Source organism: Mesorhizobium sp. B2-7-2 (assembly GCF_006440775.1).
In the GTDB taxonomy this organism is placed as follows: Bacteria; Pseudomonadota; Alphaproteobacteria; order Rhizobiales; family Rhizobiaceae; genus Mesorhizobium.
In genome coordinates, this window is the sequence record NZ_VFTZ01000019.1 from 72,354 (window position 1) to 93,701 (window position 21,348).

Genomic DNA, 21,348 nt, shown 5'->3' on the forward strand with positions numbered 1-21,348 from the left:
CGTGAGCGGCATATGTCAGATACATGGTCGTGCCAGTTGAAGGCATGACGGCGACGATAAAGACACCAATGGACGCGGAAGCGAAAGTCTTGCCGTCGGGGGTCGGCGAGCCTGCGATACTGGAAGGCGCGATTGTCATCGGCGCGGGCGCCGCCGGGCTTGCCGCCGCTTATGCGCTGGCCAAGGCCGGTGTGGCGACGCAGGTCCTGGAACGCGAGCAACGGCTGGCCGAGCCCTGGCATCGCCGCCACGACAACCTGCACCTCAACACGCATCGCGACCTCTCCTCGCTGCCGGGCGTTTCCTTTCCGGCGGGAACGCCGGCCTTCCCGCACCGCAGCGCGGTCATCAGCCACCTCAACGATTTCGCCGAAACGCACCGGCTGCCGATCGCCTTCGGCGTCAAGGTCGACGAGATCGAATTTCGTGACGACCACTGGCTGTTGCGGACAAGCGCGGGCTTGAGGGCGGCGCGCTGCGTGGTGATCGCCAGCGGGCGCGACAGGCAACCCTTCATTCCTGCCTGGAAGGGCATGGCAGATTTTTCAGGATCGATCATCCACTCGGCCGATTTCGGCAAGGCGAGCGACTATGCCGGCAAGACGGTGCTGGTGGTCGGCGCCGGCAATTCCGGCTTCGATGCCCTCAACCACCTTTCCCGCGTCGAGACGGGCCAGATGTGGCTTTCGGCGCGCAACGGGCCTTCGCTGCTGCCCAAGCGTATCGGCAAGATCGCCGTGCACCGCTTGTCGCCGGTGATGGCGAGCCTGCCGACAAGGCTCGCGGACGCTGCCATGGCGGCTACGCAGCGCCTGGTGTTCGGGGATCTGACGAAATACGGCCTGCCCGCTGCCCCGGCGGGCGGCGCCAGCCGGCTCGGTTCCGACTATACGGCGATCGCCTCCGACGACGGCGCGGTCGAGGCCATCAAGGCCGGGCGCATCATCGTGGTGCCGCAACTGCGCGAATTCAGGCGCGACGGCGTCGTGCTGGACAATGGCCAGACGATCGCGCCCGACATCGTCATTGCCGCCACCGGCTACCGCACGGGGCTGGAGACGATGCTGGGCCGGCTCGGCGTGCTCGATGCCAAGGGCGTGCCGTTGTTCAACGGGGCCGCGAACGACCCGAAGCTGCCCGGACTCTGGTTCACCGGCATGCGGCCGAGCATTCGCGGCTGCTTTGCCAATGCAAGGATCCAGGGCGCTGCGATCGCCAGGAAGATCGCCGGCCAGCAACGCTGAGCGGCATCGCCAGTTCCGACCTCGGTTTTTATGTTGCCTTCCGGGCGTGCGCCCCCTATACGCCGCGGGACGTCGGAGTGTAGCGCAGCCTGGTAGCGCACCTGATTTGGGATCAGGGGGTCGCGTGTTCGAATCACGCCACTCCGACCATTGCCTCTTCCCCAGGACAACCCAGGGCGGCCACTTCCGGATCTGTAACGCGCAAGATCGGATGGCATTAGCCGGCGATGGGCGGGAAAAGGTGGGAAAGGCCGGGATCAGCCGCGCAAAGCCGCAGAACGCAAGGGATTGAGCGACAAGCGGCGAGACCGGAGCGAGCGGCGGCCGAAAATCGACCGCGCAACTTCAGTTGGCGCCAAAACCGGCGACCGGAGCGGCGCGCGCAAGATCAGTTGGCACTTGGACCGGGGCCGACAAAGGTCTCAACGATGCCCTTGGGAACGAAGCCGGCGAGCACGCAAAGACGCAGGCCCAGCTTGGTGCCGCTCAGAGTTTCGGACGCTTGGTCGCCTTGCCCTGCTCGGTAAAGCTCCATGTCCTGCAGGAGCTGAACGCACCGATCGGCATCAACCGTTTGGGCCGAAGCCCCGGTTGCAATGAGCAAGCCTACTGCCGAAAGCGCAATGCCGCGCATCAATCCCCCTCCTTACAGGATCGCTCAAATCGCGCCTTCGATGTCGGTCTTGGAGAAATCGTCGCCGACATAGAGCAGCCGGCAGGCCCGGTCCTTCGCCACTTCATAAGCAAAGCAGTCGCCGAAGTTGAGCGCCGCGGCGTGGATGTCTTTGCCCCATCGCGCGTAAGCCTCGGCAACACGCCGAGCCGCGCCTTCGGTGACCGGCGTAATCTCGAAGCCGAGCGCGTCGAGCAGGGATTGCACTTCCTCAGCCACGCCGCGTCGAGCGGCAACAATCAGGAGCTCGGCTACGGTTCCTGCCGATATCAGAAGTTCGTCTTCCGTTTCGAGCGCAGCGATACAGGCGTCCGCCGCTGGCTCGTCGAGGACGATGGCGATCAAGGCCGAGGTATCGACCGCGATCATTCCGGCAGGCCGTCATCGCCATAAAGGAAATCCTGGCTGCGCGCCGCAGGCGGGCCGGCACTGGCTTTCGCGGCGCCGGAGGCCCGGACGGCCTGCAGCAGGCTCCGGCGGTGCGTCCGGTCCGGCACGGACCGTAGCGGGACGAGACGCACGGCCGCGTGACCGTGGCGGGTCAGGATAATCTCATCTCCAGCCTCGGCCCGCCTCACCAGTTCGCTCAGCTGCCCCTTGGCGTCTGTCACGGATATCTGCATGACAACCCATAATGGACCTGATTTGGTCCATTAAATAGACCATTTGATGGTCCATTACAATGCCGCAGCTCGGAGAGCGGTAAACCCGCCGGGCGAGAACCCCAACACCTCGAGCCCGGCGAGCCTACAACCCGATCTGGTACGCGACCGGGACCGGGATCAACCGGCGAAGGCTGCGCTGCAAGATGGATGCCTGAAAGATTGTTCCGAAACGGGACGGCTACTCAGCCGGCTCCCACGGGTTGATCACGGACACGCCGGCCGCATAAAACGGCGCGGCATCACGCGACGCAACCTGAAAGCCTTTCGCGGCGGCGATAGCTGCCATGTACCCGTCAGGCACGGTAAATCCCTTTCCGGCGGCTCTCGCCCTTACAGCAAGACCGGCGTAGCGGCATGCCGCCTCGGCGTCGAAGGCCAGGATGCGCTGATCGAAGATTGCACAAATCCCGGCAAAGGTTTCGGCCAGCGCATTTTTCCGCCGGCCGGCCGGCATGGCTTCGATGCCGAACAGCACTTCCGCCAGCGTGATGCTGGACAGATAGAATGTCTCGGCGACCTGCTCGTCCATCCAGGCCAGGACCGCGGCGTTAGGTTGCGGTCTCATCACCTCCGAAACGACGTTGGTGTCCAGGAGGATCATTCGAATTTCAGCGGCTCAGCCGGGCTTTTCTCACGGGCTTGTTCAAGCGCTTCAACGTCCTCGTCCGTCACGCCCGCCCGGCGAGCAATGGCGGACATTAGCGTGCCCACCCTGACGCGACCCTCCGGCCGAACCGCGTCTTCCAGAATGGCACGGATTTCCGCCTCCGTGCTGCGGCCATTGATGGCCGCGCGCACGCGCAGGGCGCGATGTGTCTCTTCCGGAAGATTTCTGATCGTAACCGCTGTCATTGATATCAATCCGATCTCATTGCTATCACATAGCATAGTGGACCCTGATTGTCATGCGCAGGCAGTTCAGCCTCAAATATCGAACTCGCCCTGCCCTTCGTCCATGGCGCTCACGGTCTCGGCGGCCAAGGCGCGGGTGATCGGCGTCTTGCGTTCGAGGGCTGCGCGGTCGAGGCGTTCGACGATGCGCATGGCGGTGGCGAGGGAGCGCTCGATGCGGCGCACCAGATATTGCACCACATGCGGCTCGACCTCGACCTGGCGGTCGGCGAAGAGCTTGGTGATGACGCCGGCGAGCAAAAGGTCGTCCGGCTCGTGGATCTCGACCGTCGCCGCCGCCTTCAGCCGCGAGATGAGGTCGGGCAGCGCGACGCGCCAGGCGGAGGGGAAACGCCGCGCCGTCAAAAGCAGCGTCGAGCCCGCGCCGCGCACGGCGTTGATCAGGTGGAACAGGCCCTCCTCGTCGACCGCCGCCTTGTCGATGTCGTCGATGAGCGCCGGCCGGCTGCCGAGCCCGGCAATGTGCTCGCCGATCCGGCCGGGATCGATGGCGGCAGCATGCGTCCGATCCTGCCAGATGCGGGCGAGGTGCGTCTTGCCCGAGCCGGGCGGCCCGGCCAGCACGACCACCGGCGACGGCCAGTCCGGCCAGCGGTCGATCAGCGATGCCGCTTGCGCATTGGTGCCCGAGACGACGAGCTCGTCGCGCGAATAGCCGGTGCCGTGGCCGAGATCGAGCGGCAGCTGGCGCGGCGGGTCGGCTGGCTGAGCAGCCATTTCAGCCCCGTGTCGAGCGATGGCCGCCGCCGCGGTCGGCCGGCAAGGGCAGCGCGGGCTGAGTGCCGTTGCCCTTGTAAAGCGGCGATTCAAGATAGCGGGCGATGGCGAAGCGTACCAGCACGGCAATCGCCGCCGAGGCCGGCACGGCAATCAAAAGGCCGACGAAGCCGAACAGCGCGCCGAAGGCAAACAGCGCGAACATCAGCCATACCGGGTGCAGGCCGACGCTCTTTCCAACCAGCCGCGGCTGCAGGATGTTGCCCTCGATGAACTGGCCGACGAAGAACACGCAGGCCACGGCGACCACCATGGTCCAGTCCGGCCAGAACTGGACGAAGGCGACGCCGACGGCGAGCACCAGCCCGGTCAAGGAGCCGACATAGGGGATGAAGGAGATCAGCCCGGCGAAGAAGCCGATGAGGATGGCGAAGTTCAAGCCGGTCAGCGTCAGGCCCGTGGCATACATAGCGCCGAGCACCAGGCAGAGCGTGCCCTGCCCGCGCACGAAGCCGGCGGTGGCGGTGTTGATGTCGCGGGCAAGCGCGCGCACCGTCTCGACATGATCGCGCGGCACCCAGCCGTCGACCTCGGCCACCATGCGGTCCCAGTCGAGCAGCATGTAGAAGGCGACGACCGGGGTGACGACGAACAGGCTCACCACCGAGACCAGCGCTACGCCGGAGCTCCAGATAGAGGTGAAGACGGTGGTGAGCAGGCTGAAGCCGGAGGTGAGCAGCGAATTCAGCCCGTCGCGCAGACCGGCGGCGTTGACGCCGAAACGCTGCTCCAGCCATTTCGGGTCGAAGCTGGTGATCAGCGATTGCAGGCGGGTGAGATATTCCGGCAGCTTGCGGGCGAAATCGGCCATCTGGGTGGCCAGCACCGGCACCAGGATGACCAAGGCCAGCACCACCACGACGATGAACGCAATCAGGATCACCACGGTCGCCATCAGGCGCGAGAGGCCGAGCCGCTGCAGCCGGTCGGCGACCGGGTCGAGGAAATAGGCGAGCACCATGCCGGCGACGAAAGGCAGGAGGATGCCCGAGAAGATGTAGAGGAACAGCGCCAGCAGGACCGCCGTTGCCAGCCAGAAGAAGACCTGGCGGCGAAGCCCGCCCGAGCTGTCGTCGGCCGCGATCGCCGCGGCTTCACCGTCAGGCGCCCGTGTTGGAGCCGCCCGGCTTGCCGATGCCCGGCTTGATGTCGCCGGTCTGGGAGTTGCTCGTCCGGGAGCCTTCGCCATAGCCGCTCATATGCCTTAGCCAGGCCACGAGATAGGCCGCGGCCGAAGCCACGGTCAAGACCCCGGTCAGCAATATGAGCGCGGTCCGCAACGGGTCCAGGTGCACGGAAAAGGCAAGTTCGCCCAGCACAAGCGCCGCCAGCACGATCTGCGCGGCGGTGTTGGCCTTCGACACGAAGAGCGGCTTCACCTCGACCGGATGGCTCATCACGCTGGACAAGAGCACGGCGCAGACGATGAGCCCGTCGCGCGAGACCATGGTCACCACCAGCCACAGCGGCAGTTCGCCGGCAAAACCCATGACGACGAAGACCGAGACAAGCAGAAGCTTGTCGGCGATCGGATCGAGATAGGCGCCGAGGCTGGACGACTGGTTCCAGCGACGCGCGATGAAGCCATCGACGCCGTCGGAGATGCCGGCAACGAGGAATCCGGCGAAGGCCCAGTCCCAACGCGCCTGCAGCATGGCGAGCACCACCGCAGGCACGAGCAGCAGCCGCATGATCGTGATCATGTTGGGAAGGGTCACGTGATGTCCTATCGTGTTCTTGTAGAGAAAAAGATGAGTGAGATAGCGGGTGGGCGCAAGGGAGGACCTGCTGATCTCGCCGTGTGGGAAGATGACCGGCAGGCCAGAGGGGGCAAAGGAATGCCGACATTGGGGTTTTGGCGAGGACAGCAGTCAGCAGGCAATCTGAAAGTTGAATAGAGATTTCCCTGATATGCCAGCGGGACAGCGCCCCCCTCTGTCCTGCCGGACATCTCCCCCTCAAGGGGGGAGATTGGCGCTCGCGCCTTGCTCCCCGAAACCATTCATGCGAAGAGCCGGCAATGGAAACAAGGACGAGCCGACGATGAGCAAGGGCGACAAGGCCAAGCGCAAAAACGGGCTCACCTACGCCGAGGCTGGCGTCGACATCGATGCCGGCAATTTGATGGTCGAGAAGATCAAGCCGCTGGTGCGCGCCACGCGCCGGCCGGGCGCCGATGGCGAGATCGGCGGCTTCGGCGGACTGTTCGACCTGAAGGCCGCCGGCTTCACCGATCCGGTGCTGGTCGCCGCCAATGACGGCGTCGGCACCAAGCTCAAGATCGCCATCGATGCCGGCAAGCACGACACGATCGGCATCGATCTCGTCGCCATGTGCGTCAACGATATCGTCGTGCAGGGCGCGGAGCCGCTGTTCTTCCTCGACTATTTCGCGACCGGCAAGCTCGACCCAGACCAGGGCGCTTCAATCGTCGGCGGCATCGCGCAAGGGTGCCGGCAGGCCGGCTGCGCGCTGATCGGCGGCGAGACGGCCGAGATGCCCGGCATGTATCACGACAAGGACTACGACCTTGCGGGCTTCGCCGTGGGCGCTGCCGAGCGCGGCCAGCTGCTGCCGACCGACGACATCGTCGAAGGCGACGTGCTGCTCGGCCTTGCCTCGTCCGGCCTGCACTCCAACGGCTTTTCGCTGGTACGCCGGATCGTCGCCGCGAGCGGCCTCGGCTGGAGCGATCCGGCGCCATTCAACGAGGAGCTCAGCCTCGCCGAGGCGCTGCTCGAGCCGACGCGCATCTATGTGAAGTCGATCCTGAAAGCGATCCGCAACACGCATGGCATCAAGGCGCTGGCCCACATCACCGGCGGCGGTTTTCCCGAAAACATTCCGCGCGTTTTGCCCAAGGATTTTTCCGCCGAGCTCGACCTCGAGGCGATTGACGTGCCGCCGGTATTCTCGTGGCTGGCCAGGACCGGCGGCGTCGCGCCGGAAGAAATGATGCGCACCTTCAATTGCGGCATCGGCATGATCCTCGCCGTCGCTTCAGGCCAGGCGGCGCAGGTCGCGGCGGTGCTGCAGGAAGCCGGCGAGACGGTGACGCCGATTGGCCGCATCGTCCCGCGCCGCGACGCCGGCGTCATCTATCGGGGGTCGATCGGCCTATGAGCAGGAAACGCACGGTCGTCCTGATCTCGGGACGCGGGTCCAACATGACGGCGCTGATCGCGGCGGCCAGCGATCCAACCTATCCGGCGGAAATCGTCGGCGTCATTTCCGACCGCGCGAACGCGGCCGGCCTCGGCATCGCCCAGTCGCGCGGCATCGCCACCAAGGTCATCCAGCGCGCCGACCATCCGAGCAAGGATGCCTATGACGCCGCGCTCGACGCCGCGCTTGTCGGCTTCGGCGCCGACATCGTAGCCTTGGCCGGCTATATGCGGATCCTCGGCCGCGGTCTGGTCGAGAAATGGCAGGGGCGCATGGTCAACATCCACCCTGCCCTGTTGCCGGCCTTCAAGGGTCTGGACACGCATGCGCGAGCCATCCGCGCCGGTGTTCGCATCCATGGCTGCTCGGTGCATTTCGTCACGCCCGAGATGGATGACGGCCCGATCATCGCGCAGGCCGCCGTGCCGGTGATGGTCGGCGACAATGAGGACACGCTTGCCGCGCGGGTGCTCAAGGTGGAGCACCGGCTCTACCCGCTGGCGCTGGGTCTGGTTGCCGAAGGCAAGGCGCGCATGGAAAAGGGCCACACCGTGCTTGCCCATTTCGCCGACGACGCCGACAACGCTACCTCGGTGGTGATGGCGCCCGATCCGCTGCGCGAGGAGACCGACCTCGAGCAGCTGGCGCGGATCACGCCATAACCTTGTGGATGGTAGCAATAATTACTACCATCCTATGAGGAGATAGTTTCCATGGCAGCGGTCGAAAAAGTCAGCGTGGCGCTTTCACCAGAATTGCTTGAGATGGTCAAAGATGCCGTCGAGAGCGGGCGGTACGGCTCGGCGAGCGAGGTGATCCGCGAGGCGCTGCGTGAGTGGCGCTTGCGGCAACCTCTCCGGGAAGCCGAGGTGGAGCGACTGCGCAAAGCCTGGACCGAGGGGCTGGAAAGCGGTCCATTCGTTCCTTTCGATATAGACGATATCAAGCGGAAGGCTCGGGATCGTCTTATCGATGCCGCCAAGAAGTAATCCATGGCAGGTCTGCCGATCGTCCGCAGCCCGGCGGTTGAAAATGACTTGACCGATATCTGGCTTTCCATTGCCAAGGATAGCCCGCGCGCCGCCGATCATTTTCTCGATGCAATCGCAGAACGCATTCTACAGCTCGCTGCCTTCCCCGAATCCGGACCGCGAAGATCCGATATCGGGGCCGACACGCGTGCGCTAACCATCGGCAACTATCTCATTCTCAACAGGCTCGCAGCGGAACGGATCGATGTCGTGCGTGTCGTGCATGGCGCGCGGGATATCTCAACGCTGCTCTAGGAACTGGGCTTTGGACGTTTTCGACAGCGCGGTCCGCACCAAAGGCGATCTTGCAGGCGTCTTCGAGTACGAAGAAAGGACGGACCGCAAAGCGACACGGCCTATTTCTACCTGTATGAACCTGATGGCTCAATTATCAGCGCGATCTACGTTCGATCCGGAGTCTGGATCACCGAGGCCGACATTGCCGTCAAATGGGACAAGGATGAGCGGCACGTGGGCCTCTTCGTCTTTGTGGCGTGCTGACGGCTGCTTTCGATACCGAGACGGGAGCGAGATACGGTGGTAGGCATGGGCAGGATTTCAACGTCGAGATTCCCTGGTCCTGATCGATGCCCCTGAGACAACTTCTTATCCTCCGCCACGCCAAGTCGAGCCGGGACGATCCCAAGCTTGAGGATTTCGACCGGCCGCTAGGCCCGCGCGGCTTGAAGACGGCTCCGTTGATGGGGCGAGAGCTTGCGCGACGCGGTTGGTTGCCGGATCTGGCGCTGGTCTCGCCGGCGCTGCGCACGCGCGACACCTGGCGGCTGGTCGCGGCCGAACTGCCGAAGAACGTGCCGGCGCAATTCGCCGACGAACTCTACGAGGCGGCTGCCGGTGCGATCCTGGCGCGCGTGCGGCAGGCCAAGGCAGCGAGCCTGATAGTGATCGGCCACAATCCCGGCCTGCAGCACTTTGTGTTGCGGCTGGCCGGCCCCGGATCGGATGAGAGCGTTTTCAAGAAGATCGAAGCGAAGTTTCCGACGGCAGCTCTTGCCCGGTTCACGCTGGACGAGGATTGGGCAGATCTCGACTTCCGTGGTGCCCGACTGACGCATTTTGTTCGGCCGAAGGATTTGACGTAGCCCGAAGCCTGGCGGCCCTTAAGCAAGGCGGCGGGCAAGCCCGCCGCCTTCAATATTTTCAAAGACGAGCTCAATTGCCCCAGTTGTCCGATGGCGGACCCGGCCAATCCGCAGCGCCGGTCACGCCAGTCTTCATCTCGGTATCGACCTTCGGGGCCGGCTTGACTGTGTTGTGCTTCGGGATCGAAGCCGTGACGCTGGTGTCGGAGCCAACGGCGGCTGCCTGATTGACGCCATCGGCGCCGTAGTGGTCGCTGCCGGCGAATGCGGAGCCCATCGCGAGAAGCATTGCGACAGTGGTGAGAGCGATCCTGGTCATTTCGGTTTTCCTTGTCCGTTTGGTTTCGTCGGGCGATGGCCTTGGGAGGATGGCCCCGCTGCCGAAAAGACCCGCGGCGGCCTGGGTTTATTCCCGGCGCGTTCGCTTTTCAGCGGCCATGGCAGTATCGGATCGGACTTCGCTCAGAAAAAGACAAACGATTACAAATGGTTGTGATGACAAATACTTGTGATGCGATTCAAACCGGCGGTAGCCGGCTGCAGAAAAACAGAGCGGCGGGACAAGCCCGCCGCTTTGAAGTCTGGGAAGACCAGGCCGTTCAGCGATTGCCGAACAGATCCTGGGCCGGAGCCTGGGCCTCGGGCTTTTGGACATTCGCGTCCGACTTCTTGATCGAAGCGGTGAGCGAGGTGTCGACCGAGGCGGACGGCCGGTTGGCTTCGTTGGGGTTGTAGTGATCGGACCCGGCGAAAGCGGCGCCAGTGGCGACAAGCAGGGCTGCAGCGGTAAGAGCGATCTTGGTCATTTGGGTTACTCCAGATTCAAGGTTGTTGGTTCGAAGGTTCGCCAAGCGAACCGATTAGCGGTTGCCGAACAAGTTGTGGTCAGCGCCCGTGACGACCGGCTTCTGTGCGTCCGCGTCCGAGTTGTTCGTGGAAGCGGTGATCGAGGTGTCGACCGAAGCGGCCGACTGGCTGGCTTCGTTGCGGTTGTAGTGGTCGGACCCAGCGAAAGCGGCGCCAGTGGCGACAAGCAGGGCGGCGGCGGTGAGAGCGATCTTGGTCATTTGAGTTACTCCAGATTTGAAGTTTGTTGGTTGGAGCGGGTTAGGAGGGGCGGCGGTTAGCGGCCCCAGATGCCTTGGCCCGACTGCGGCTGGTTCTGATCAGGTGTGATGTGGAACTCGCGCTGCTCGAACTTGTCGAGCTTGCGGATCGAACCGGTGACCGTGTTGTCGACGTTGCCCGCGGGGGCCGTTACGGCCGGCTGGTTGACGTTGTCGGAACCGTAATGGTCGCTGCCGGCGAAAGCGCTGCCCGTGGCAATGAGGAAAGCAGCGGCGGCAAAAGCAATCTTGTTCATTTCAGATACTCCAGATTTCAAAAGTCGTGTCCGTCTAGTGGCGTGCCGTAATGGAAATTCGCGTCGCTCGGACCACCCCGAAATGGGTCGGCCCTGTTGCCATTTCCAATCACGAAAAGTTGTGAACCGAACCGTTCGGTTCGATCTTGAAATCGAGTGAACGACGCGGCGGCCACATTCTTGTCATTTGATATCAATCGGTTACGGGGATCGTCGCGCGATGCGGCACCTGGATAGCAGGTGCCGGTGTTCATCCTGGCTATACGAACCGTCAACATTAATTGAACCGAACGGTTCGGTTTTATCACTTGCGCGACCGAACAGGTGGCTGAGCAGACACCACGACCGGGGTGGCGGCCGTCGAGAAACCACGTTTGCCTTGCGGGCGGATCGATACTATCGGTTGCCTCGGGAACCAATTTGGACGCCGCCCGTCGCCCCTTGGCGAAGGTCGACGCCGTTGGGAGGAACAGCGACAACGATGCGGCTGCTGCTTGTCGAGGACAATCGCGAACTGGCCGATTGGCTGAGCAAGACGCTGCGCCAGGCGAGCTATGTCGTCGACGTCGTGCATGACGGCGAGGATGTCGAGCATGCTTTAGCCGCCGGGGATCACGCTTTGATCATCCTCGACCTTGCCCTGCCCGGCATGGGCGGTATGGAGGTGCTGAAAAGGCTGCGGGCACGCGGCAACCCGGTGCCGGTTATCGTGCTTACCGCCAATGCCAGCCTTGACGGCCGGGTCAAGGGCCTCAACGAAGGCGCCGACGACTATCTGGCGAAACCATTTCAGATCGAGGAGCTGGAAGCGCGCATCCGCGTGCAGCTGCGCCGCGCCAACGACCGCACCGCGCCGGTCGTTGCCTGCGGCGATCTCACTTTTGACACCAACACCAGGCTGTTCTCGCTTGCCGGCGCGACGCTGTCGCTGACGCCGCGTGAGCACGCGGTGTTGGAGCAGCTCGTCGTCAAGGCCGGTCGCACGGTGAGCAAGGCGGCGCTCTCGACTGCGATCTACGACTTCGACACCGACGCCGACCCCAGCGCCATCGAGATCTATGTGCACAGGCTGCGCAAGAAGCTCGAGGGATCGCGCGTCCAGATCGCCACCTTGCGCGGCCTGGGCTACCTGTTGCGCCACGACGATCCGGCGCCATGAAAATCGACAGGCTCCGGTTCGGCAGCCTTCGCCTGCAGTTGCTGGCCTGGGTGGTGCTGCCGCTGGCTGGGCTCGCCGCCATCAATCTGTGGACCAGCCAGCGCAATGCACTGGCGACGGCGGACCTCGTCACCGACCGCATGCTGGTCGGCTCGGCACGCGCCATCGCCGAGCAGGTGGCGATGGCCGACGGCGCGCTCGACGCCACCGTGCCGCCGGCGGCGATCGAGATGTTCGACACCGGCGACCGCGACAGCGTCTATTATCGCGTCGAGACCGCCGGCGGGCGGCTGCTGAGCGGCTATCCGGACCTGCCCGAGGCGCCGGAGCGCGGCAGCGTCGAGGCCGCCTACCGCGATCACCGGCTGCGCCTGGCAACGCTCAGCCATGCCGTGATCGGCGCCGGCACCGATTCGCCGATCAAGGTCACGGTCGGCGTCACGCTCGCCGGACATGACGCCATGGTCAAGCGCCTGTGGCTCAGCGCCTTCGCCCAGCAGCTTGCCTTGGTGGCCATTGCCGGCGTGTTCGTGCTGCTTGGCCTGCGCCGCGGCCTGGCGCCGCTGATCCGGCTGCGCGACGCCGTGCGCTCGCGAAGCCGCAGCGATCTCGATCCGGTCGAGGTCCCGGGCGCGCAGAGCGAGATCCGGCCGCTGATCGAGGCGCTCAACGCCTATATGGAGCGCGTGCGGGCGCAAATGGCGGCGCAGCGACGCTTCATCGCCAATGCCGCGCACCAGTTGCGCACGCCGCTGGCGCTGTTGTCGACGCAGGCAAGCTATGCCTTGCGCGAAACCGCGTCCGACCGGCGCCAGGAGGCGCTGGTCGCGTTGCAAGCGAGTTCCGGCAGGCTGGCGCGGCTCGCTGAACAATTGCTCACACTCTCGCGCGCCGAACCCGGCAGCCGGCGGCCGCGTGCCGATCGCATCGACCTCACCGAAGCCGCCCGCCATGTGCTGGAAGCGCAGGCGCCGGCTGCGATCAAGCGCGACATCGACCTCGGCCTCGAGGAGAACGGACCGGTGGCGGTGATCGGCGACGGCACGATGCTGCGCGAGATGATCGTCAACCTGGTCGACAACGCGCTGCGCTACACGCCGGCTGGCGGCGCGGTGACTGTCAGGCTGGCGATGGTCGATCGCGAGGGCGTGCTGACGGTGGCCGATACCGGCCCCGGCATTCCGGCCGAGGAGCGGGAGCACGTCTTCGAACGCTTCTACCGCCTCACCGGCTCGGCAGAGGAAGGCAGCGGGCTCGGCCTGGCGATCGTGCGCGAGGTGGTCGAGAATGCCGGCGGCAGCGTCACGCTGGGCGACGCCGCCGCGGGCGGGCTCAAAGTCGAGGTCCGGCTGCCCCTGGCTTAAAGGCTTACGTCAAAGTTCGGACTCTTCGTCCGGCAATTCGAGCGTACGACCCGCATAAAAAATCCGGAGGATGACCACTTTGTCATCCACGATTTCGAACGCGATCGTCGCGCGTCGGCGCCATCCTACGGTGCGTAAACCAGGTGCGATTTCGTCATGGCGCGTGCCCCGCTCCGGAAAAGTCTCAAAGTCGAGGCAATAGTCGACAATGCGCCCTACAAAACGCAAAGCGGTTGCCACGCCAGCCTTTGGCGCGAGCTCGCTCAGCAACTCGGCAATGTCTCGCTCGGCGGCAGCATGGAACCTGACCTGATATTTCATGCACCGGAGCGCGGCTTGGCGACGATCGCGTTGATGTGCTCGGAGAGATTGCGGCGCAGCTGTTCGGCCGTCAACAGCCTCTCAGGGTGGGCGCGTGCATCCTGCATCGTCGGCACGACTTCCTCGCGCAGCCAGCGTTCAATCGCCGCGTCACGGGCAGCCAACGTACGCAGGCCATCACGGATGACCTCGCTCTCGGTGGCGTATTCGCCCGAGGCAACCTTGTCTTTCACCATCTGCGCCATCTCGAGCGGCAGAGTGATCGTCAGGGGCTGGGAGTTTCGCATGACCGTCTCCTCAATGGCCCTTAATATAGCACCAGCGCATGACTTTGTCACACACCTTGGGGGAAAGCCGCACACCAAGCGTCGACACATGATGTGCGGTGATCGCTCACGCCCCCTGTTCGTTGAACGGCGCCGGGCGCCACTTTACCACATAGTTTTCGAAGCGGGTGATGATGAACTCCACCACCAGCGCCATCACCGCCAGGATGATCATGGCGGCGAAGACGCCATTGGCGTTGAAGGCGCCCTGCGCGGTGGAGATCAAAAGGCCCATGCCCTGCTTGGCGCCGAGAAACTCGCCGACGACCGCGCCGACCAGCGCGAAACCGAACGAGACATGCAGGCTGGCGAGGATCCAGCTCATCGCCGAAGGGATGATGACCGAGCGGGTGATCTGGAACGGCGAGGCGCCGAGGATCTGGGCGTTGGCAATCATCGCCCTGTCGGCCTCGCGCACGCCCTGGAAGGCGTTGGCGAAGACGACGAAGAACACCATGACAACGGCCAGCGCCACTTTGGAAGCCATGCCCAACCCGAGCGCGATGATGAACACCGAGCCGAGCACCACGCGCGGCACGGAGTTCGCGATCTTGATGTAGATCGAGAACACATCGGCCAGCAGCTTGTTGCGGCCAAGGATGATGCCCGCCACGATGCCGCCGACCGCGCCGATGGCGAAGCCGAGGAAGGTTTCCTCCAGCGTCACATAGATCTGCAGCCAGAGCGGTCCCTGCGAGGTGCCCTCGGTGATCCAGGACCAGATCTGTTCCCAGATGCCCGACGGGCTGGAGAAGAAGAACGGGTCGATGATGTTGTAGTCGGCGCAGAGTTCCCAAAGGCCGAGGAAGACGACGAGGATCGCGAGGCGCAGGCCGATGACCAGAGCATGGCGCTTGCGCAGCCGTGCCCTCGCCTGCGCTTCCGCGGCGACGATCGAGGTGGCGCGGGCTGCGGCGTGATCGGTTGGAGAGATGGCGGTCATGGCAAGTCTCCTTTCAATGGCTCGCTTGCAAGCCACGGCTTTGGCCGAGCTGCACTTCCTCACGCAGATCGTTCCAGATCACCTTGGCAATCTCGATGAATTTCGGGTCGTAGCGAATGTCGGACATGACGCGCGGGCGCGGCAGGTCGATGCGGTAGACGCTCTTCACCGTGCCCGGACCGGCGGTGAGCACATAGACCTTGTCGGCCAGCGCCACCGCTTCCTCCAGATCGTGCGTGACGAAGACGACGGATGATTTCAGCCCAGACCAGAGGTCCAGCAATTCGTCCTGCATTGCCGTGCGGGTCTGCATGTCGAGCGCGCTGAAGGGCTCGTCCATCAGCAGGATCTTGGGCTGGTTGATGAAGGTCTGGGCAAGCGCCGCACGCTTGCGCATGCCGCCCGAAAGCTGGTGCGGATAGTGCTTCTCGAACCGCGAAAGGCCGACCCGGCCGATCCAGTCGCGCGCCTTCTCATAGGCTTCTTTCTTCGGCGTGCCGCGGAAGAGCGGACCGGCGGCGACATTGTCGATGACGCTGCGCCACGGAAACAGCGCGTCGGCCTGGAAGACGAAGCCGATGTCGCGGCTGATGTCGGTGACCGGATTGCCCATGACACGGACATTGCCGGTGGTCGGACGCAACAGGCCGGTGACGAGGTTGAGCGTCGTCGACTTGCCGCAGCCGGTCGGTCCGACGACACAGGCGAACTCGCCGCGCGCCACCGTCATGGTGAAATCGCGGATCGCCGTCATCATGTGGCCGTCAGGCGTGACGAAGCGCAGCGTCACATCGTCGATGGCTATCGCGGCGTCGGCCGGCGGCGCGGCGGGAGACAGTTTCTCCGCCGCGATGGTCTGCGATTGCATGGCACACTCCTGTTGTGGTGGTGCGGGGATGGCGCGATCCGGGCCCGCGGGCCTGCTCGCCGGCATCCGGAAACACGGCCGCCGAATTGATTCAGGCGGCCGACGCAAGCTCTTGCTTTTCAAGGGCGGACGGGGTCCGTCCGCCCTTGCCTGCCGGCGCTTACTTCGCCGCGTCGACGAACTCGGTGGTATAGGTCTTCGACAGGTCGATCTGCTTGCCCTGCAGGCTCTTCGAGAAGGTCGACAGAACCTTCAGCACGGTCTGCGGTCCATCGGCCGGCATGCGACCATCCGGCGTGAACATCGCCTTGCCGCCGGCAAGGCCCTGCACGTAAAGGTCCTTGCTGCCGGCGTAATAGTCCTTCGGCATCTTGTCTGCGATCTCCTCGGCCGAATGGCCGGCGATGAACTTCATCGTTTTGACGAAAGCGTTGGCGAGCTTCTGCGCCTCGTCCTTGTGGCCGTCGAGCCAGCTAGACTGGACGTAGAAGGAGGCCGCGGGATAGTCGCCGCCCAGCGCTTCCTTGGTCTTTTCGGGCGTGCGCATGTCGACCAGGACCTTCGCCTCGCCGGTCTGGAGCAGCTTAGCGATGGTCGGCTCGGTGGTCATGCCGGCCTGGATCTGGTCCTGCTTGACGGCGGCGATGAAAGTATTGCCGGCGCCGACGGGAAGCAGCGTGTAGTCGCCCGGCTTCAGGCCGCTGCGAACCGCGAGATACTGGGTCAGGAAATCAGTCGAAGAGCCGAGGCCGGTGACGCCCAGCGTCGCGCCCTTGAAATCGGCCGGCGACTTGATCTCGGGATGCTTGGCCGAGACCAGTTCGACCTCGCCCGGCGCCTGGCTGAACTGCACGATCGACTGGATGTATTTGCCCTTCGACTGCAGGTCGACGGTGTGATCGTAGAAGCCGACGACGCCTTGCACGGCGCCGGCCAGCAACTCATTCTCGGCCTCGACGCCCGCGCGGGAGTTCACCAACTCCACGTCCAGCCCCTCATCCTTGAAGTAGCCGAGTTGCTGGGTGAGCACGGCCGGCAGATAGATCTGCTTTTCCATGCCGCCGACGATGATGGTGATCTTATCGGCTGCCGATGCCGTCGATGCGCCAGCGCCAACCATGGCAAGCGTCAGCGCCACTGAACGCAGGGCGCGTTTAGAGATGAAACGGGTCACTAGTCTTCCTCCACTGGGCGGCGCGCCGCGCCGCATTCCTCCTGCCGGCCGCTCCCAGGCCGTTCATGTGGCGACCGCCACAAAACTGTCATGGCATGGCCAAGCTTTCAGCTGGCTTTCAGCCGTATTAGCAGCCATGGAATGGAGTCCGGCGGGGTTTCCGGTCACGAGGCAGTGAAGCCCAGCACATCGCGCATGACGTATTCGCCGGGCGGCCGTCCGGCGACCCAGAGCGCAGCCGCGATGGCGCCGCGCGCGAACATCAAGCGGTCGCCGGCGGCATGCGAAAGCGTGAGCGTCTCGCCGTCGCTCAGGAAGCTGACGCTGTGCTCGCCGACGATGCTGCCGCCGCGCAGCACGGCAAAGTCGATGTCGCCCATTGGGCGCGGGCCAACCAGGCCATCGCGGGCGCGTCTCGCCACATCGTCCAACACGACGCCACGTCCTCGCGCGGCCGCCCCGCCGAGCATCAGCGCCGTCCCGGACGGCGCATCGACCTTCATGCGATGATGCGCTTCAAAAATTTCGATGTCGCAGTCGTCGGCGGCAAGCGCCCGCGCCGCCTGCTCGGTGAGGCCGGTCAGCATGTTGAGCCCGAGCGAATAGCTGCCTGAGCGGACGATGGCGACCTTCTTCGCGGCGTCGGCAATCGCCGCCAGTTCCGAGGCGCTGAAACCGGTCGAGCCAATGACCAGCGCCGGACCGCCTCGCGCCGCGCAGGCCTTGGCCAGTTCGGCGGAAGCTGTGGGCGTGGTGAAGTCGACGACCACATCGGCAAGCGCCAGCGCCTCGTCGCGTTCGACCAGCCCCTCGCCCATGCTGCCCGGCCGATGGAAGCGCGCGACGAGCTGCAGCCGCGGATCGGCCGCGACGGTTTGCGCCATCTGCCGGCCCATGCGACCGAGCGCGCCGGCGATGGCTATCCTGAGCGGCTGCGGCATGGCGATCCTGTCGAAAACTGAGTCGGAACAATCCTCTAGCACGCCGCCTTGGCAAATTGATTCAAACCGCAGCGCTGGTCTTCAGCATCATGCCGGCGATCTCCTTGACCAGCTTGGCGGCGACCAGTGCCGTCACATTGGAAACATCCTGGCGCGGATTGTATTCGACGACGTCGGCGGCGACTATTCTTTGGTCTATTGCCTGGATCAGGCCGATCACCTGACGGGTGGTGAAGCCGCCCGGCTCACGGTGGGAAATGCCGGGAGCGAAGGCCGGATCGAGAGCGTCGATGTCCATCGAGATGTAGACAGGTGTCTTGAGGTCGAGCTGCAAACCTTCCTTGAACTGCCGCATCTCCACCACCTCGACGCCGAAGCGCTTGAACTGGTCGCGATGGTGATCGTTGACGGTGCGCAGGCCGATCTGGATCAGCCGGTCGGCCAGCTTCTCCTCCATGATGCGGGCAAAGGGCGAGGTGTGCGAACGCGGATTGTCGTCATAGGCATGATAGATGTCCGGATGCGCGTCGATATGAACGATCGTCAGGCTCTGATGGCGGCGGCGAACGCCACGCAGTATGGGCCAGGAGATCGCATGATCGCCGCCGAGCGAGATCAACGGGTGACCGGCGTCGAGCGCGCGGTCGACCTCGTTCTCGATCCGCTCCCACGCATCGCCGCCTTGCCTGAAATCGATATCGCCATGATCGACGAAGCGGTCCGTCAGATCGAAGCCTGTTTCCGACCATGACGTGTAGGCATCGCTGTGAAGCTCGCGCCGGATCAGCGACGGCGCCTCGGCCGGCCCGCGCAGATAGGACGAATTCTCGTCGTGCGGAACGCCCAGAAGCGAGACCTTGGCCATGACATCCTCCCTCGTTGCCGAGACAAAGGGCCTCTATAGACGCCGGAGCTGGCAGGCGCGACGAGAGGCGCTTGGGCCAGATGGGAAGCTAGAGCATGACCCGAAAAGTGGGAACCAGTTTTCGGAGAAGATCATGCTCCACAAGGAGTTAGATCAGGATGGCAATTCAACGAAACGCCATCCTGATCTATCGCCGAACTCTTCAGCTTTCCGCAGCCACACCTTGTTGTCGTGGACGGCGGCGCCGCCATAGGGCGCCGGAGCATCGGCGCCGGTCAGCACGTTGATGCCTTCGCCGCGCTCATGCGCACTGTTCGGCCAGATGCCTTCGGCGATCACCACGCCGCGCTTCACGCCGTCGAAGAATTTTGCGTGCAGCACCACGTCGCCGCGCCGGTTGCCGACTTCGACGCGGCCGCCATTCTCGATGCCGAGCGCCGCGGCGTCTTCGGGATGGAGCAATAATTCGGGCCGGCCCTCCCTGGCCTTCGACACCGGCGTCTCGGCAAAAGTCGAGTTCAAAAAATTGCGCGCCGGCGAGGTCGCCAGCCGGAACGGATGCTCCTCGTCCGCGACCTCGATCAGCTCGACATGGTCAGGGAATTCCGGCAGCCGTCCCACCGGGCCGAACAGACCCATGCTTTTCGGCGGCCGGTTGGGCGCCGACTGCCCTGTCCAGTTGGGCCGGAAGTGGAATTTCTTGTCGGCATGGCCGAAGCCGTTGATGAAATGCGCGTCGTCGAAGCCGGGCTGCAGGTCGACCCATTTCTCAGCCTTCAGGCTGTCGAAGCTGCCGAGCCCGCGCTTGCCGAGGATGATGTCGATATGCTCGCGCTCGGTCAGGCCGAAGCCCGGACGGTCGCCGACGCCGAGCCGCTTGGCGAGCTCCTCATTGACATAGTGGTTGGTTCGCGGCCCTTCCGGCGGCTCGATCAGCTTGGGGCCGAGCGTGATGTGCTGATTGCCGCCACCTTTGTAGATGTCGTCATGCTCCAGGAACATCGTCGCCGGCAGCACGACGTCGGCGAGCTTAGCCGTGTCGGTCATGAACTGCTCATGCACGCAGGTGAACAGATCCTCGCGCAGAAAACCCTTTCTCACCAGCCGCTGCTCCGGCGCGACATTGGCCGGATTGGTGTTCTGGATCAGCATCGCCGTCACCGGCGGGCCGCCATAGAGCGCGTCGGCGGCACCGGTCAGCACCGGGCCGATGCGCGAATGATCGAGATAGCGCACCTTCGGATCGCGCATCGCGGTGCCTTCCAGCACGTCCTGGTTCAGCTGGAAGATGCCGGAGTTGGAGTGGAAGGCGCCGCCGCCCTCATACTGCCAGGCGCCGGTAACGGCGGCGATGCAGGAGACGGCATGCATGTTGACGGCGCCGTTGCGCTGGCGTGCGAAGCCGTAGCCAAGGCGGAAATAGGTCTTCTTGGTTGTGCCGACGAGCCGGGCGAATGCCTCGATCTCGGCGACGGATAGCCCGGTAATGGCGGCCGCCCATTCGGGCGTGCGCGTCCGCAGATGCTCTTCCAACCCTCGCGGATCGTCAGTGTATTTCCCGAGATAGGCGCGGTCGGCCAGCCCGTCGCGGAACAGCACATGCATGACCGCGCAGGCGAGCGCGCCGTCGGTGCCGGGCTTCAGCACCAGGCCGAGATCGGCCTGCTTCATGGTGGCGTTGTCGTAGATGTCGATGACGACGATCTTGGCCCCACGCTCCTTGCGCGCCCTGGTCGCATGGGTCATCACGTTGACTTGGGTGACCACGGCGTTGGTGCCCCAGATCACCACGCAGTCGGCCTTCGCCATCTCGCGCGGATCGGGCCCGCGCAGCGCGCCCGCCCCCATCATCCAGCCAGTCCAGGCGAGATTGGTGCAGATCGAGCCGAAAAAGCCGGAGTATTTCTTGGCGTGGCGCAGCCGCTGGATGCCGTCGCGCTGCACCAGCCCCATCGTGCCGGCATAGAAATAGGGCCAGACGGTTTCCGAGCCGTATTTCGCCTCGGCTGCGATGAATTTTTCCGCCACGAGGTCGAGGGCTGCTTCCCAGCTCGCTTCTTTCCAGGCGGCCTCGCCCTTGGCGCCGGCGCGCACCAGCGGTTTCAGCAGCCGATCGGGATGGTGGACGCGGTCGGCATAGCGCGCGACCTTGGCGCAGACGACACCCGCCGTATAGCTGTTCGCCTTGGCGCCGTGGACGCGGCCGATGCGGTTGTCATCGAGCAGCTCGACTTCGAGGGCGCAGGTGGAGGGGCAATCATGCGGACAGGCCGAATGGCCGATCCGGAGCTTGGCGTGCTGGTTCATGCGAGGTGTGTAGCGGGTTTTAGGGACGAGGTGTAGGGCCAGATGAGCTCCCCCTTCTCCCCTTGCGGGAGAAGGGGGATCGGCGTAGCGCCGAGACGGATGAGGGGTGTTCCAGCGGAGTGAGGCGTCGGCTTTCCCTGGAGCACC

At 64.4% G+C, this 21,348-nt stretch carries 27 protein-coding genes, 1 tRNA gene and 1 pseudogene; 9 read left to right on the top strand and 20 right to left on the bottom strand.

Features of this window, described 5'->3' with window-relative positions:
* The first annotated feature begins 68 nt into the window (after positions 1-68).
* On the top strand, positions 69-1,244 hold the full coding sequence (locus tag FJ425_RS23225; RefSeq protein WP_246677991.1) for an NAD(P)/FAD-dependent oxidoreductase: 1,176 nt from the start codon (positions 69-71) through the stop codon (positions 1,242-1,244).
* A gap of 73 nt (positions 1,245-1,317) precedes the next feature.
* A tRNA-Pro gene (locus tag FJ425_RS23230) sits at positions 1,318-1,394 on the top strand.
* A gap of 238 nt (positions 1,395-1,632) precedes the next feature.
* On the opposite strand, the gene FJ425_RS23235 is transcribed toward FJ425_RS23230, so the two are convergent.
* From FJ425_RS23235 to FJ425_RS23270, 8 genes are all read right to left on the bottom strand, one after another.
* Positions 1,633-1,878, bottom strand: a complete 246-nt coding sequence (locus FJ425_RS23235) for a hypothetical protein (RefSeq protein WP_140635740.1) — start codon at positions 1,876-1,878, stop codon at positions 1,633-1,635.
* Positions 1,879-1,902: 24 nt separating this feature from the next.
* On the bottom strand, positions 1,903-2,286 hold the full coding sequence (locus FJ425_RS23240) for a type II toxin-antitoxin system VapC family toxin (RefSeq protein WP_140726333.1): 384 nt from the start codon (positions 2,284-2,286) through the stop codon (positions 1,903-1,905).
* Positions 2,283-2,540, bottom strand: coding sequence for a type II toxin-antitoxin system prevent-host-death family antitoxin (locus FJ425_RS23245; RefSeq protein WP_140635744.1), 258 nt, complete (start codon positions 2,538-2,540; stop codon positions 2,283-2,285). The genes FJ425_RS23240 and FJ425_RS23245 overlap by 4 nt, the downstream gene beginning before the upstream one ends.
* Before the next feature lie 220 nt (positions 2,541-2,760).
* Positions 2,761-3,183 carry a type II toxin-antitoxin system VapC family toxin gene (locus FJ425_RS23250; protein WP_140635746.1) on the bottom strand — a complete coding sequence of 141 codons (423 nt, stop codon included), beginning with the start codon at positions 3,181-3,183 and terminating at the stop codon, positions 2,761-2,763.
* Positions 3,180-3,434 (bottom strand): Arc family DNA-binding protein, encoded by a 255-nt coding sequence (locus FJ425_RS23255; RefSeq protein ID WP_140635748.1) that lies wholly within the window; start codon positions 3,432-3,434, stop codon positions 3,180-3,182. Before FJ425_RS23255 ends, FJ425_RS23250 begins: the two co-directional genes overlap by 4 nt.
* 72 nt (positions 3,435-3,506) lie before the next feature.
* Positions 3,507-4,211 carry a DnaA regulatory inactivator HdaA gene (gene hdaA / locus FJ425_RS23260; RefSeq protein WP_140635750.1) on the bottom strand — a complete coding sequence of 235 codons (705 nt, stop codon included), beginning with the start codon at positions 4,209-4,211 and terminating at the stop codon, positions 3,507-3,509.
* 1 nt (position 4,212) lies between these two features.
* Entirely contained in the window at positions 4,213-5,460 is a 1,248-nt protein-coding gene (locus FJ425_RS23265; RefSeq protein WP_246676254.1) for an AI-2E family transporter, read from the bottom strand.
* Positions 5,372-5,989 carry a CDP-alcohol phosphatidyltransferase family protein gene (locus tag FJ425_RS23270; protein WP_140540992.1) on the bottom strand — a complete coding sequence of 206 codons (618 nt, stop codon included), beginning with the start codon at positions 5,987-5,989 and terminating at the stop codon, positions 5,372-5,374. The genes FJ425_RS23265 and FJ425_RS23270 overlap by 89 nt, the downstream gene beginning before the upstream one ends.
* Before the next feature lie 325 nt (positions 5,990-6,314).
* Here FJ425_RS23270 and purM point away from each other — a divergent pair, with 325 nt between their 5' ends.
* From purM to FJ425_RS23305, 5 genes are all read left to right on the top strand, one after another.
* The gene (gene purM, locus FJ425_RS23280) at positions 6,315-7,394 is read left to right on the top strand and encodes a phosphoribosylformylglycinamidine cyclo-ligase (RefSeq protein WP_140540990.1); all 1,080 of its coding nucleotides are present in this window, start codon (positions 6,315-6,317) and stop codon (positions 7,392-7,394) included.
* Positions 7,391-8,098, top strand: a complete 708-nt coding sequence (purN, locus tag FJ425_RS23285) for a phosphoribosylglycinamide formyltransferase (RefSeq protein WP_140540988.1) — start codon at positions 7,391-7,393, stop codon at positions 8,096-8,098. The genes purM and purN overlap by 4 nt, the downstream gene beginning before the upstream one ends.
* A 51-nt stretch (positions 8,099-8,149) precedes the next feature.
* Positions 8,150-8,425 (top strand): type II toxin-antitoxin system ParD family antitoxin, encoded by a 276-nt coding sequence (locus tag FJ425_RS23290; RefSeq protein WP_140540986.1) that lies wholly within the window; start codon positions 8,150-8,152, stop codon positions 8,423-8,425.
* A gap of 3 nt (positions 8,426-8,428) precedes the next feature.
* On the top strand, positions 8,429-8,722 hold the full coding sequence (locus tag FJ425_RS23295) for a type II toxin-antitoxin system RelE/ParE family toxin (RefSeq protein ID WP_140540984.1): 294 nt from the start codon (positions 8,429-8,431) through the stop codon (positions 8,720-8,722).
* 332 nt (positions 8,723-9,054) lie between these two features.
* On the top strand, positions 9,055-9,570 hold the full coding sequence (locus FJ425_RS23305; protein WP_140635756.1) for a histidine phosphatase family protein: 516 nt from the start codon (positions 9,055-9,057) through the stop codon (positions 9,568-9,570).
* Positions 9,571-9,640: 70 nt separating this feature from the next.
* Here the strand turns inward: FJ425_RS23305 and FJ425_RS23310 are convergent, their stop codons facing one another.
* The 4 genes from FJ425_RS23310 to FJ425_RS23325 all read right to left on the bottom strand — a co-directional run bounded on the left by FJ425_RS23310 (position 9,641) and on the right by FJ425_RS23325 (position 10,933).
* Entirely contained in the window at positions 9,641-9,889 is a 249-nt protein-coding gene (locus FJ425_RS23310; RefSeq protein WP_140635758.1) for a DUF680 domain-containing protein, read from the bottom strand.
* A gap of 280 nt (positions 9,890-10,169) precedes the next feature.
* Positions 10,170-10,376 carry a DUF680 domain-containing protein gene (locus tag FJ425_RS23315; protein WP_140726339.1) on the bottom strand — a complete coding sequence of 69 codons (207 nt, stop codon included), beginning with the start codon at positions 10,374-10,376 and terminating at the stop codon, positions 10,170-10,172.
* A 54-nt stretch (positions 10,377-10,430) separates the two neighbouring features.
* Positions 10,431-10,637 carry a DUF680 domain-containing protein gene (locus FJ425_RS23320; protein ID WP_140726341.1) on the bottom strand — a complete coding sequence of 69 codons (207 nt, stop codon included), beginning with the start codon at positions 10,635-10,637 and terminating at the stop codon, positions 10,431-10,433.
* Positions 10,638-10,693: 56 nt separating this feature from the next.
* Positions 10,694-10,933 carry a DUF680 domain-containing protein gene (locus FJ425_RS23325; RefSeq protein WP_095767085.1) on the bottom strand — a complete coding sequence of 80 codons (240 nt, stop codon included), beginning with the start codon at positions 10,931-10,933 and terminating at the stop codon, positions 10,694-10,696.
* Positions 10,934-11,414: 481 nt separating this feature from the next.
* Here FJ425_RS23325 and FJ425_RS23330 point away from each other — a divergent pair, with 481 nt between their 5' ends.
* On the top strand, positions 11,415-12,092 hold the full coding sequence (locus FJ425_RS23330; RefSeq protein WP_140726344.1) for a response regulator: 678 nt from the start codon (positions 11,415-11,417) through the stop codon (positions 12,090-12,092).
* On the top strand, positions 12,089-13,456 hold the full coding sequence (locus tag FJ425_RS23335; protein WP_140540970.1) for a sensor histidine kinase: 1,368 nt from the start codon (positions 12,089-12,091) through the stop codon (positions 13,454-13,456). Before FJ425_RS23330 ends, FJ425_RS23335 begins: the two co-directional genes overlap by 4 nt.
* A gap of 9 nt (positions 13,457-13,465) precedes the next feature.
* Here the strand turns inward: FJ425_RS23335 and FJ425_RS23340 are convergent, their stop codons facing one another.
* From FJ425_RS23340 to FJ425_RS23375, 8 genes and pseudogenes are all read right to left on the bottom strand, one after another.
* Positions 13,466-13,777: a type II toxin-antitoxin system RelE/ParE family toxin gene (locus FJ425_RS23340; RefSeq protein WP_140726347.1), complete on the bottom strand. Its 312-nt coding sequence runs from the start codon at positions 13,775-13,777 to the stop codon at positions 13,466-13,468.
* Complete coding sequence (locus tag FJ425_RS23345) at positions 13,774-14,064, bottom strand: type II toxin-antitoxin system ParD family antitoxin (RefSeq protein ID WP_140540966.1); 291 nt, start codon at positions 14,062-14,064, stop codon at positions 13,774-13,776. Before FJ425_RS23345 ends, FJ425_RS23340 begins: the two co-directional genes overlap by 4 nt.
* 106 nt (positions 14,065-14,170) lie before the next feature.
* A complete protein-coding gene (locus FJ425_RS23350; RefSeq protein WP_140540964.1) occupies positions 14,171-15,046 on the bottom strand; it encodes an ABC transporter permease in 876 nt (291 codons plus the stop codon).
* 13 nt (positions 15,047-15,059) lie between these two features.
* The gene (locus FJ425_RS23355) at positions 15,060-15,914 is read right to left on the bottom strand and encodes an ABC transporter ATP-binding protein (protein ID WP_140540962.1); all 855 of its coding nucleotides are present in this window, start codon (positions 15,912-15,914) and stop codon (positions 15,060-15,062) included.
* 160 nt (positions 15,915-16,074) lie between these two features.
* Positions 16,075-17,034 carry an ABC transporter substrate-binding protein gene (locus FJ425_RS23360; RefSeq protein ID WP_246676260.1) on the bottom strand — a complete coding sequence of 320 codons (960 nt, stop codon included), beginning with the start codon at positions 17,032-17,034 and terminating at the stop codon, positions 16,075-16,077.
* Positions 17,035-17,252: 218 nt separating this feature from the next.
* On the bottom strand, positions 17,253-18,029 hold the full coding sequence (dapB, locus tag FJ425_RS23365) for a 4-hydroxy-tetrahydrodipicolinate reductase (protein WP_140726350.1): 777 nt from the start codon (positions 18,027-18,029) through the stop codon (positions 17,253-17,255).
* Between the two features lie 61 nt (positions 18,030-18,090).
* Positions 18,091-18,909, bottom strand: a pseudogene (speB, locus tag FJ425_RS23370) (agmatinase); the annotation flags it as partial.
* 138 nt (positions 18,910-19,047) lie between these two features.
* Positions 19,048-21,201: a molybdopterin oxidoreductase family protein gene (locus tag FJ425_RS23375; RefSeq protein WP_140726356.1), complete on the bottom strand. Its 2,154-nt coding sequence runs from the start codon at positions 21,199-21,201 to the stop codon at positions 19,048-19,050.
* Between the last annotated feature and the right edge of the window lie 147 nt (positions 21,202-21,348).

What these genes read in the sequence shown, in the direction of transcription:
- FJ425_RS23225 (WP_246677991.1), top strand. Translation starts at nt 69, where the DNA reads ATGGACGCGGAAGCGAAAGTCTTGCCGTCGGGGGTCGGCGAGCCTGCG.
- FJ425_RS23235 (WP_140635740.1), bottom strand. Translation starts at nt 1,878, where the DNA reads ATGCGCGGCATTGCGCTTTCGGCAGTAGGCTTGCTCATTGCAACCGGG.
- FJ425_RS23240 (WP_140726333.1), bottom strand. Translation starts at nt 2,286, where the DNA reads ATGATCGCGGTCGATACCTCGGCCTTGATCGCCATCGTCCTCGACGAG.
- FJ425_RS23245 (WP_140635744.1), bottom strand. Translation starts at nt 2,540, where the DNA reads ATGCAGATATCCGTGACAGACGCCAAGGGGCAGCTGAGCGAACTGGTG.
- FJ425_RS23250 (WP_140635746.1), bottom strand. Translation starts at nt 3,183, where the DNA reads ATGATCCTCCTGGACACCAACGTCGTTTCGGAGGTGATGAGACCGCAA.
- FJ425_RS23255 (WP_140635748.1), bottom strand. Translation starts at nt 3,434, where the DNA reads ATGACAGCGGTTACGATCAGAAATCTTCCGGAAGAGACACATCGCGCC.
- hdaA (WP_140635750.1), bottom strand. Translation starts at nt 4,211, where the DNA reads ATGGCTGCTCAGCCAGCCGACCCGCCGCGCCAGCTGCCGCTCGATCTC.
- FJ425_RS23265 (WP_246676254.1), bottom strand. Translation starts at nt 5,460, where the DNA reads ATGGCGAAGGCTCCCGGACGAGCAACTCCCAGACCGGCGACATCAAGC.
- purM (WP_140540990.1), top strand. Translation starts at nt 6,315, where the DNA reads ATGAGCAAGGGCGACAAGGCCAAGCGCAAAAACGGGCTCACCTACGCC.
- purN (WP_140540988.1), top strand. Translation starts at nt 7,391, where the DNA reads ATGAGCAGGAAACGCACGGTCGTCCTGATCTCGGGACGCGGGTCCAAC.
- FJ425_RS23290 (WP_140540986.1), top strand. Translation starts at nt 8,150, where the DNA reads ATGGCAGCGGTCGAAAAAGTCAGCGTGGCGCTTTCACCAGAATTGCTT.
- FJ425_RS23295 (WP_140540984.1), top strand. Translation starts at nt 8,429, where the DNA reads ATGGCAGGTCTGCCGATCGTCCGCAGCCCGGCGGTTGAAAATGACTTG.
- FJ425_RS23305 (WP_140635756.1), top strand. Translation starts at nt 9,055, where the DNA reads ATGCCCCTGAGACAACTTCTTATCCTCCGCCACGCCAAGTCGAGCCGG.
- FJ425_RS23310 (WP_140635758.1), bottom strand. Translation starts at nt 9,889, where the DNA reads ATGACCAGGATCGCTCTCACCACTGTCGCAATGCTTCTCGCGATGGGC.
- FJ425_RS23315 (WP_140726339.1), bottom strand. Translation starts at nt 10,376, where the DNA reads ATGACCAAGATCGCTCTTACCGCTGCAGCCCTGCTTGTCGCCACTGGC.
- FJ425_RS23320 (WP_140726341.1), bottom strand. Translation starts at nt 10,637, where the DNA reads ATGACCAAGATCGCTCTCACCGCCGCCGCCCTGCTTGTCGCCACTGGC.
- FJ425_RS23325 (WP_095767085.1), bottom strand. Translation starts at nt 10,933, where the DNA reads ATGAACAAGATTGCTTTTGCCGCCGCTGCTTTCCTCATTGCCACGGGC.
- FJ425_RS23330 (WP_140726344.1), top strand. Translation starts at nt 11,415, where the DNA reads ATGCGGCTGCTGCTTGTCGAGGACAATCGCGAACTGGCCGATTGGCTG.
- FJ425_RS23335 (WP_140540970.1), top strand. Translation starts at nt 12,089, where the DNA reads ATGAAAATCGACAGGCTCCGGTTCGGCAGCCTTCGCCTGCAGTTGCTG.
- FJ425_RS23340 (WP_140726347.1), bottom strand. Translation starts at nt 13,777, where the DNA reads ATGAAATATCAGGTCAGGTTCCATGCTGCCGCCGAGCGAGACATTGCC.
- FJ425_RS23345 (WP_140540966.1), bottom strand. Translation starts at nt 14,064, where the DNA reads ATGCGAAACTCCCAGCCCCTGACGATCACTCTGCCGCTCGAGATGGCG.
- FJ425_RS23350 (WP_140540964.1), bottom strand. Translation starts at nt 15,046, where the DNA reads ATGACCGCCATCTCTCCAACCGATCACGCCGCAGCCCGCGCCACCTCG.
- FJ425_RS23355 (WP_140540962.1), bottom strand. Translation starts at nt 15,914, where the DNA reads ATGCAATCGCAGACCATCGCGGCGGAGAAACTGTCTCCCGCCGCGCCG.
- FJ425_RS23360 (WP_246676260.1), bottom strand. Translation starts at nt 17,034, where the DNA reads ATGGTTGGCGCTGGCGCATCGACGGCATCGGCAGCCGATAAGATCACC.
- dapB (WP_140726350.1), bottom strand. Translation starts at nt 18,029, where the DNA reads ATGCCGCAGCCGCTCAGGATAGCCATCGCCGGCGCGCTCGGTCGCATG.
- FJ425_RS23375 (WP_140726356.1), bottom strand. Translation starts at nt 21,201, where the DNA reads ATGAACCAGCACGCCAAGCTCCGGATCGGCCATTCGGCCTGTCCGCAT.